This window comes from Streptomyces zaehneri, from assembly GCF_032248645.1.
GTDB classification, from domain to species: Bacteria; Actinomycetota; Actinomycetes; order Streptomycetales; family Streptomycetaceae; genus Streptomyces; species Streptomyces coriariae.
In genome coordinates, this window is the sequence record NZ_JASTTJ010000009.1 from 304,221 (window position 1) to 312,010 (window position 7,790).

Here is a 7,790-nt window from a genome sequence, read left to right on the forward strand (position 1 = left end):
CGCAGTACAAGGGCGTATGTGCGGAAACAGACAAACTGAGCGAGGAGCGCACGTGGGCCTTGTCGTGCAGAAGTACGGAGGCTCCTCCGTAGCCGATGCCGAGGGCATCAAGCGCGTCGCCAAGCGGATCGTGGAAGCGAAGAAGAACGGCCACCAGGTGGTCGTGGTCGTTTCCGCGATGGGCGACACGACGGACGAGCTGATCGATCTCGCCGAGCAGGTATCCCCGATGCCCAGCGGCCGGGAATTCGACATGCTGCTGACCGCCGGAGAGCGGATCTCCATGGCCCTGCTGGCGATGGCGATCAAGAACCTGGGTCACAGCGCCCAGTCGTTCACCGGCAGCCAGGCAGGCGTCATCACCGACTCGGTCCACAACAAAGCCCGGATCATCGACGTCACGCCGGGGCGCATCCGGACCGCGCTGGACGAGGGCAACATCGCCATCGTCGCCGGGTTCCAGGGTGTCAGCCAGGACAAGAAGGACATCACCACGCTGGGGCGTGGCGGGTCCGACACCACGGCCGTCGCCCTCGCCGCCGCGCTCGACGCCGAGGTCTGCGAGATCTACACCGACGTGGACGGCGTGTTCACCGCCGACCCGCGCGTGGTGAAGAAGGCGCAGAAGATCGACTGGATCGCCTTCGAGGACATGCTGGAGCTCGCGGCCTCCGGTTCCAAGGTGCTGCTCCACCGCTGTGTGGAGTACGCCCGCCGCTACAACATCCCGATCCATGTCCGCTCGTCGTTCAGCGGACTCCAGGGCACGTGGGTCAGCAGTGAGCCACTCGTTCCGAAGACACAGCAGCAAGGGGAAAAGCCGGTGGAGCAGGCCATCATCTCCGGTGTCGCGCACGACACCTCCGAGGCCAAGGTCACGGTCGTGGGCGTGCCGGACAAGCCGGGCGAGGCTGCCGTGATCTTCCGGACGATCGCCGACGCCGAGATCAACATCGACATGATCGTGCAGAACGTGTCCGCGGCCTCCACCGGTCTGACGGACATCTCCTTCACGCTGCCCAAGGCCGAGGGCCGCAAGGCCATCGACGCCCTGGAGAAGAACAAGGCGGGCATCGGCTTCGACTCGCTGCGCTACGACGACCAGATCGGCAAGATCTCCCTGGTCGGCGCCGGGATGAAGACCAACCCGGGCGTCACGGCCGACTTCTTCAAGGCCCTGTCCGACGCGGGCGTCAACATCGAGCTCATCTCGACCTCCGAGATCCGCATCTCGGTCGTGACGCGCGCCGACGACGTCAACGAGGCCGTGCGCGCCGTGCACACCGCCTTCGGGCTCGATTCCGACAGCGACGAGGCCGTCGTCTACGGGGGCACCGGCCGCTGATGGCCACTACCGTGCGGCCGACCCTCGCGGTCGTGGGAGCGACCGGGGCCGTCGGCTCGGTCATGCTCAGGATCCTCTCCCAGCGGGCCGACATCTGGGGCGAGATCCGCCTGGTCGCCTCCCCGCGCTCGGCCGGCCGAAAGCTGGCCGTGCGCGGCGAGGAGGTCGAGGTGGTGGCCCTGTCGGAGGAGGCCTTCGACGGGGTCGACGTCGCCATGTTCGACGTGCCCGACGAGGTCGCGGCGCGGTGGGCGCCGGTCGCCGCCGCCAAGGGCGTGGTCGTCGTCGACAACTCGGGCGCCTTCCGGATGGACCCGGAGGTGCCGCTGGTCGTCCCCGAGGTCAACGCGCACGCGCTGCGGAACCGGCCGCGCGGGATCGTCGCCAACCCCAACTGCACGACGCTGTCGATGATCGTCGCCCTGGGCGCGCTGCACGCCGAGTACGGGCTGCGCGAGCTGGTGGTGTCGTCGTACCAGGCGGTGAGCGGGGCCGGGCGGGCCGGGGTGGAGACCCTGCGGCGGCAGATGTCGCTGGTCGCCGGCACCGAGCTGGGGACCGGCCCCGGTGACCTGCGGCGGGCCGTGGGCGACGACACCGGGCCGTTCCCGGAGCCGGTGGCGCTGAACGTCGTCCCGTGGGCCGGGTCGCTGCGCGCGGACGGCTGGTCGTCGGAGGAGATGAAGGTGCGGGACGAGTCCCGCAAGATCCTCGGGCTGCCGAAGCTGCCGGTGGCGGTGACCTGCGTGCGCGTCCCGGTGGTCACCACGCACTCCCTCACCGTGCACGCCCGTTTCCAGGACGAGGTCACCGTGGACGGCGCCCGCGAGATCATCGCGACGGCGCCCGGTGTCGTCCTGTTCGACAACCCGGCGGCGGGGGAGTTCCCCACGCCCGCCGACGTGGTCGGCACCGACCCGACCTGGGTGGGCCGGGTCCGGCGGGCCCTCGACGACCCGACGGCGCTCGAGCTGTTCGTGTGCGGGGACAACCTGCGCAAGGGGGCCGCGCTGAACACCGCGCAGATCGCGGAGCTGGTGGCGGCCGAGCTGTCCTGAGGCGGTCGCGCCGGCGTGCCGGGCTGTCCTGAGGCGGTCGCGCCGGCGTGCGGAGCTGTCCTGCGGCGGCCGTGCCGGCGTGCGGAGCTGTCCTGCGGCGGCCGTGCCGGCGTGCCGGGCTGTCCTGCGGCGGTCGCGCCGGCGTGCGGCGAGGTGCTACCGGAAGTAAAAGCGCTGGCCAGGGCTTGGTGGGTTTGTAGGATCTCCAGTGCAGTGTGAGCGGGTCGATGATCCGAACCACTTGTATCGGACACCTTTGGCATCCGAAGATTTTCCTCCCCGCTCTCCGCAACCGTGCGCAGGGCGGGGAGCGTCTTTGCGGTCACCCTGCGGGGTGTGCGCAGACGTGTGAACGATCACAGCGTTCGGGGACGCGGTGATCCGGGCGTGGGGACGCCCGTTCATATGGCATATAGGGGAAGTGCGGGACAGATGAGACGGGTGCGCGTGGCCTTGGTCGACGCAAAAGTGACGCCGGACGCGTACAACCCCCACGGGGGGAAGTGTGTCCAACTGGCGTGGCAGAGGTACTCGAACTCCCATTGGCGCCCCGCGGCGCGGCCCTTCGGCCGCCGCGAGCCGTCCTCCGACCCCGTATGCCCGGCTCGCCCGGCGGCATGCCGGTGATCGCGCCCATGCCCGCAGCGCGGCCCGCCCGCGTCCCCAGTCAGCGTGACGGCGCCGAAGCCGCCGAAGCCGCCGAAGCGACCGTCGCAGCCGAGACCGCCGAGGCGGCCGGCACCACCGTCGACCATCTCACCGAGACCTACCGCGCGCACTACCGCTCGCTGCTCGGTCTCGCCGCCCTCCTCCTCGACGACACCGCCTCCTGCGAGGACGTCGTCCAGGAGGCCTTCATCCGCGTCCACTCCGCGCGCAAACGCGTCCGTGACCCGGAGAAGACCCTGGCCTACCTGCGTCAGACGGTCGTCAACCTCTCCCGTTCCGCCCTGCGCCGCCGCATCCTCGGCCTGAAGCTGCTCTCCAAGCCGATGCCGGACATGGCCAGCGCGGAGGAGGGCGCCTACGACCAGCTGGAGCGCGACTCGCTCATCAAGGCGATGAAGGGCCTTCAGCGCCGGCAGCGCGAGGTCCTCGTGCTGCGCTACTTCGCCGACATGACCGAGGCCCAGGTCGCCGCGACCCTCGGCGTCTCCCTCGGCTCGGTCAAGGCCTACGGCTCACGCGGCATCGCCGCCCTGCGCACAGCCATGGAGGCGTCGGCGTGAGCGGGGAAGCCGAAGGGCAGGGCTCACACGGCGGTCACGACAGTCACGAGCGCCACGAGCCGTTCGCGTGGCACGAGCCGACGTCCTCGTCGCGTACACAAGAGCCGAAGCAATCGCACGCTGGGAACTCAACCGTGAACCACCACCTCGACGAACAGAGCCCCGACGGGCTCGACTCGGACGAGCTGGCACTGCGCCGGATGCTGCACGACGCCGTCCAGGAGATGGAGCCGCGCGACGGCTCGCTGGACCACCTGCGACGGGCCGTTCCCGTCCGGCGGGCCCGCAAGCGGCAGGCGGCCGTCGGCATGGCGGCCGCGGCGCTCTTCCTCGGCACCGCCGTCCCGGCCGTGCTGCACGTCTCGAACTCCGGCGGCTCCGACGCCAACCCTTCCATCGCCGGCCAGGCCTCACAGGCGCAGGGGGGAGCGGATCAGGGCAAGGGCCCCGACGGCGGCTCCTCGGGCAAGGTCGGCGACTCCTCCGGCAAGACCGGTGAGCAGGGCAGGGGCGGCGCCACCGACTCCGACCAGGGCAAGGAGTCCGCGGGCAGCACCGCCTCCAGCGGCGCCGGCCCCACCTCCGAGTCCGCGGCGAGCGCGCCCGCCTGCACGGCGGACCAGCTCGATGCCGGCACTCCGAGCCTCGACGTCCCCGACTCGGCCGGCACCGTCTACGGCACCTTCCTCGTCCAGAACGCCTCCAGCGCCATCTGCACCGTCAGCGGCGCGGTCTCGGTGACCTTCGGCGCCCAGGGCGCCGCCGACGCCTCGAAGATCACCGTCGTGGAGCACGCCTCCGGGGACGTGGCGGCGGGCCTGCCCGACCCCTCCCTCTACGTCTCCCAGCACGCGCTCGCCCCCGGCTCGGCCTACGAGGTCAAGTTCGCCTGGGTGCCCTCCGAGACCTGCCCCACCACGGGCGGCAGCGGCGGCGACAGCGGCGGCTCGGCGTCCCCGTCCCCGACTCCGACCGAGCAGTCGAGCACGACCGGCGAGACCACCGCCGGCACCTCGGCCCAGATGTACACCGAGGACGGCACGGTCGACGGCAGCGTGAACGTGACCTACACGGCCGAGGGCGGTTCCCCCACGAGCGTGGCCACGGTGTCCGACGCGTGCGCCGGGACGATCTACCGGACGGGCGTGCTGGCGTCGTCCTGAACCCGCTCGGGGCGATCGCCCGATCCGGAGCCGGGCTTCTCGGATGCCCCGGGGGCCTCGGGTTCCCCGGGTTCCTCCGGGAAGATGCCGAGCTCCGCGTCCCGCGCGAACTCCACCTCGCGGCGCAGCAGCCGGAACCACATGAACACCACGAACCCGGCGAAGACGAACCACTCGCCGGTGTAGCCCAGGTTCTGGAACGCCTTCAGGTCGAGCCCCGTGTCGGCCGCCGCGGTCGCGGGCACCGCCGTCATCCCCGAGTCCGCGGTGTCGAGCGTGACCCAGGCGTCGTACAGGTCGTACGGCACCAGGTTGACCAGGGACGCGGCGCTGATCGCCGAGGTCTGCCCGGCCGGCAGGCCGCCCTGGGCGCTCACCCCGTTGTCGCCCGGCGTCTCGGAGGCCTGGAGCGTGCCGGTGACGGTGACCTGGCCGGCCGGCGGTTTCGGGGCCTTAGCGGCGTCGGCGGTGCCGGGCAGCCAGCCGCGCACCACGGGCAGCGCCTTGCCGCCGTCCGTGCGCAGCAGGGTCAGCACGTAGTACCCGTCCCGGCCGTCCAGCTGCCGGCCGGGCACCAGCAGCTGCCTGCCGTAGTGCCCGGTGGCCGTGGCGCGCCGGCCGGAGGTCGACTTGTCCACGGGCAGCAGCTCGGCCAGCGGCCGCGCGGCCTGCGTGCGGGCGGACTCGGCCTGCTCCTTCGCGCTGCGGTGGTCGTCCACGCGAGCCTCGAAGCGGCTCAGCTGCCAGGACCCCATGAACACGCAGAAGGGGATGGCCAGCAGCACGAAGACGTTGATCCCCCACCAGCGGGGCGTCAGCAGGAACCGGTACACGCCCTCCACGGTACGGGGCGCGCGCCCGACACCGACCCGCGGGGTGAGGCTCGGACGCGGCTCGGGTGAGGCTCGGGTGAGGGTCGGACGCGGCTCGGGTGAGGGGCGGGCGGGGCTCATTGGTGGGAAGGAGGTGCGAAGTCGGTGGGAAGTTATCCACAGCCTGGGGACCTTGGCGTCCCATTGTCCTCGCGGGCGGGCAGTATGGGGTCATGACTGAGAGCAACGGGTCCGCCGCACCCGAGCAGTACGAGGAGATGCCGGACTGGGAGAAGCGCTTCCGGGCGCCCCGGGTGTCGCTGCCCGACTGGGCGCAGGACGCGCCGGACCGCTCCCTGTTCGTTTCCAATGCGACGGGGACGTACGAGCTGTACGCCTGGGACCGGGCCACGGGCCACCAGCGTCAGGTGACCGACCGGGCCAACGGCACGACGGACGGCGTGCTCTCCCCGGACGGCGCGTGGATCTGGTGGTTCGACGACAAGGACGGCGACGAGTTCGGCGTCTGGCGCCGTCAGCCCTTCGGCGGCGGAGCCGACGAGCCCGCCACCCCGGGCCTGGACGCCTCCTACCCGGCGGGTCTGGCCCTCGGCCGCGACGGCCGCACCGCGGTGGTCGGCCGCTCCACGGACGAGGAGGGCACGACGATCCATGTGGCGCGGGTCGGCGAGCCCCCCTTCGAGCTGTACCGCCACCGGGAGTCCGCGGGCGTGGGCGACCTCTCCCACGACGGCTCCCTCATCGCCGTCGAGCACACCGAGCACGGCGACGCGATGCACTCCGCGCTGCGCGTCCTGCGCCCCGACGGCTCGAAGGTCGCCGAGCTGGACGACACCAAGGGCGGCGTCGAGGAGCTGGGCCTGGAGGTACTGGGCTTCGCCCCGGTCGACGGCGACACCCGGCTGCTCATCGGCCACCAGCGCCGCGGCCGCTGGGAGCCGCTGGTCTGGGACGTGGCGACCGGCCTGGAGACCGACCTGGACCTGGACCTGCCGGGCGACGTCAGCGCCGAGTGGTACCCGGACGGCTCGGGCCTGCTCATCGTGCACAGCTTCGAGGCCCGCAGCGAACTGTTCCGCTACGACCTCGCGAGCGCCGCGCTGGAGCGGATCACGACGCCGCCCGGCACGGTCTCCGGTGCCACGGCCCGTCCGGACGGCAGCGTGGAGTACCTGTGGTCGTCCGCGGCCAGGCCGCCGGCGGTCCGCTCGACGACCGGCGAAGTGGTCCTGGACGCGCCCGGCATGAAGTCCCCCGGCTCGGTCCCGGTGGAGGACGTGTGGGTGGAGGGCCCCGGCGGCCGCATCCACGCGCTGGTCCAGCGGCCCGTCGGCGCCAGCGGTCCGCTGCCCACGGTCTTCGACATCCACGGCGGCCCGACCTGGCACGACAGCGACGCCTTCGCGGCGGCCCCGGCGGCCTGGGTGGACCACGGCTACGCGGTCGTCCGCGTCAACTACCGCGGCTCCACCGGCTACGGCCGCGCCTGGACGGACGCCCTGAAGCACCGGGTGGGCCTGATCGAGCTCGAGGACATCGAGGCGGTCCGGGAATGGGCGGTGAGCTCGGGTCTCGCCGACCCCGCCCGGCTGATCCTCACCGGCGGCTCCTGGGGCGGCTACCTCACCCTCCTCGGCCTCGGCGCCCAGCCCGACGCGTGGGCCGTGGGCATCGCGGCCGTCCCCGTCGCCGACTACGTCACGGCCTACCACGACGAGATGGAGGCCCTGAAGGCGATGGACCGCACGCTGCTCGGCGGCACCCCGGAGGAGGTCCCGGAGCGCTTCGAGGCCTCGTCCCCGCTGACGTACGTCGACAAGGTGCGGGCCCCCGTCTACATCTCGGCCGGCGTGAACGACCCCCGCTGTCCCATCCGCCAGATCGACAACTACGTCAGGCGCCTGGAGGCGAGGGGAGCGGTGCACGAGGTGTACCGCTACGACGCGGGCCACGGCTCGCTGGTGGTGGACGAGCGCATCAAGCAGGTGCGACTGGAACTGGAGTTCGCGGAGCGCCACTTGACCCGGTGAGCACCGACTTCACCTCCCGTTCCCGTCCAATTTCCAGCCCCTGCCCAACCCTTGGCCCCTGCCCGACTCCCAGCTCCTGCCGAATTTTCAGCCCCTCCGGCGTTTGAGGAGCGGGGGTTCGGGGGCGGAGCC

At 71.9% G+C, this 7,790-nt stretch carries 6 protein-coding genes; 5 read left to right on the forward strand and 1 reads right to left on the reverse strand.

The features are described from left to right. The first annotated feature begins 52 nt into the window (after window positions 1-52). The 4 genes from QQM72_RS18045 (at window position 53) to QQM72_RS18060 (ending at window position 4,795) form a co-directional block, all read left to right on the forward strand. Window positions 53-1,345 carry an aspartate kinase gene (locus QQM72_RS18045; RefSeq protein WP_020129234.1) on the forward strand — a complete coding sequence of 431 codons (1,293 nt, stop codon included), beginning with the start codon at window positions 53-55 and terminating at the stop codon, window positions 1,343-1,345. After that, window positions 1,345-2,403: an aspartate-semialdehyde dehydrogenase gene (locus tag QQM72_RS18050; protein WP_314221898.1), complete on the forward strand. Its 1,059-nt coding sequence runs from the start codon at window positions 1,345-1,347 to the stop codon at window positions 2,401-2,403. Before QQM72_RS18045 ends, QQM72_RS18050 begins: the two co-directional genes overlap by 1 nt. A gap of 596 nt (window positions 2,404-2,999) precedes the next feature. Then, window positions 3,000-3,632: a SigE family RNA polymerase sigma factor gene (locus QQM72_RS18055; protein WP_314221899.1), complete on the forward strand. Its 633-nt coding sequence runs from the start codon at window positions 3,000-3,002 to the stop codon at window positions 3,630-3,632. 134 nt (window positions 3,633-3,766) lie between these two features. Next, window positions 3,767-4,795, forward strand: coding sequence for a hypothetical protein (locus QQM72_RS18060; RefSeq protein ID WP_314221900.1), 1,029 nt, complete (start codon window positions 3,767-3,769; stop codon window positions 4,793-4,795). Here the strand turns inward: QQM72_RS18060 and QQM72_RS18065 are convergent. After that, the gene (locus tag QQM72_RS18065; RefSeq protein ID WP_314221901.1) at window positions 4,765-5,628 is read right to left on the reverse strand and encodes an SURF1 family protein; all 864 of its coding nucleotides are present in this window, start codon (window positions 5,626-5,628) and stop codon (window positions 4,765-4,767) included. The two genes, QQM72_RS18060 and QQM72_RS18065, sit on opposite strands and share 31 nt — an antisense overlap. 212 nt (window positions 5,629-5,840) lie before the next feature. On the opposite strand from QQM72_RS18065, the gene QQM72_RS18070 reads away from it, so the two are divergent. Beyond that, the gene (locus QQM72_RS18070; protein ID WP_314221902.1) at window positions 5,841-7,658 is read left to right on the forward strand and encodes a S9 family peptidase; all 1,818 of its coding nucleotides are present in this window, start codon (window positions 5,841-5,843) and stop codon (window positions 7,656-7,658) included. Window positions 7,659-7,790: the final 132 nt, after the last annotated feature.